The organism is Halomonas sp. (genome assembly GCF_041689495.1).
Lineage (GTDB): Bacteria > Pseudomonadota > Gammaproteobacteria > Pseudomonadales > Halomonadaceae > Halomonas.
Genome location: NZ_JBDNGD010000281.1, coordinates 1 through 1,198, shown reverse-complemented (window position 1 = coordinate 1,198; position 1,198 = coordinate 1). Strand labels below are relative to the sequence as shown.

Below are 1,198 nucleotides of genomic sequence, written 5' to 3'. Positions count from 1 at the left end.
TTCTCCATGACCACGCCCATCTATCTCGATTATGCCGCCACAACGCCGGTCGACCCTAGGGTCGCCGAGGTCATGAGTCGACACCTGACCCAGGACGGCATCTTCGCCAATCCGGCCTCGCGCAGCCACATGCTCGGCTGGCAGGCGGAACAGGTCGTGGAGGGCGCACGCCGCCAGGTCGCCGACCTGATCGCGGCCGATCCGCGAGAGATCGTCTGGACCAGCGGTGCCACCGAGGCCGACAACCTGGCATTGACCGGCGTCATGCGAGCCAACCGGACCCGAGGCAGCCACCTGGTGACCTCGATCATCGAACACAAGGCGGTGGTCGACACGGCGAAGGCGCTGGAGCAGGAAGGTGTCGAAGTGACCTGGCTGAGGCCGGAGCGCGATGGGCGCGTGACCCCCGAGGCACTGCGCGAAGCCATGCGGGATGACACCGTGCTGGTCTCGCTGATGGCCGTCAACAACGAGCTGGGCGCCATCCACGACCTGGCCGCGCTGTCCGAGGTCGCCCATGCCGGAGGCGCCATCTTCCACGTGGATGCCGCCCAGGCAGTAGGACGCATCCCGCTGGATGTCGCGCGCCTCGGCATCGACCTGATGTCACTTTCCGCCCACAAGGTCTACGGCCCCAAGGGCATCGGTGCCCTCTATGTCCGGCGCAGTCCCGATATCCGCGTGGAAGCACTGATCCATGGTGGCGGGCACGAGCGCGGCATGCGCTCGGGCACCCTGGCGACCCACCAGATCGCCGGCATGGGCAAGGCCTTCGCCCTCGCCGACACCGAGGGCGAGGATGACCAGGCTCGCATCACCTTGCGGCGGGACCGACTGCTGGCGGGCCTGGCCGACCTGAAAGGCATACACTGCAACACGGACGTGGACACCTCCGTTCCGAACATCCTCAACCTGGCCTTCGAGGGCGTCGACGGCGAATCCCTGCTGATGGCCCTCGGCGATCTGGCGCTATCTACCGGCTCGGCATGCAACTCGGCAAGTGTAGCGCCGTCCTATGTACTGACAGGCATCGGTGTGCCGCGCCGGCTGGCACTGTCGTCGCTGCGCTTCAGCTTCGGTCGCTTCAGCACCGAGAGCGAGATCGACAGGGCCGTTCAGGCCCTGGACCATGCCCTGAACGGCCTTCGCCGCCAGGCGATCTAACCCTTTATCGGCTATCAGGCATCCAGCGTTTTCT

General features: G+C 66.3%; 1 protein-coding gene. It reads left to right on the top strand.

What is annotated here, in order from left to right; translation table 11 throughout:
* Positions 1-6 precede the first annotated feature (6 nt).
* On the top strand, positions 7-1,164 hold the full coding sequence (locus ACESMD_RS09620) for an aminotransferase class V-fold PLP-dependent enzyme (protein WP_372612615.1): 1,158 nt from the start codon (positions 7-9) through the stop codon (positions 1,162-1,164).
* Positions 1,165-1,198 lie beyond the last annotated feature (34 nt).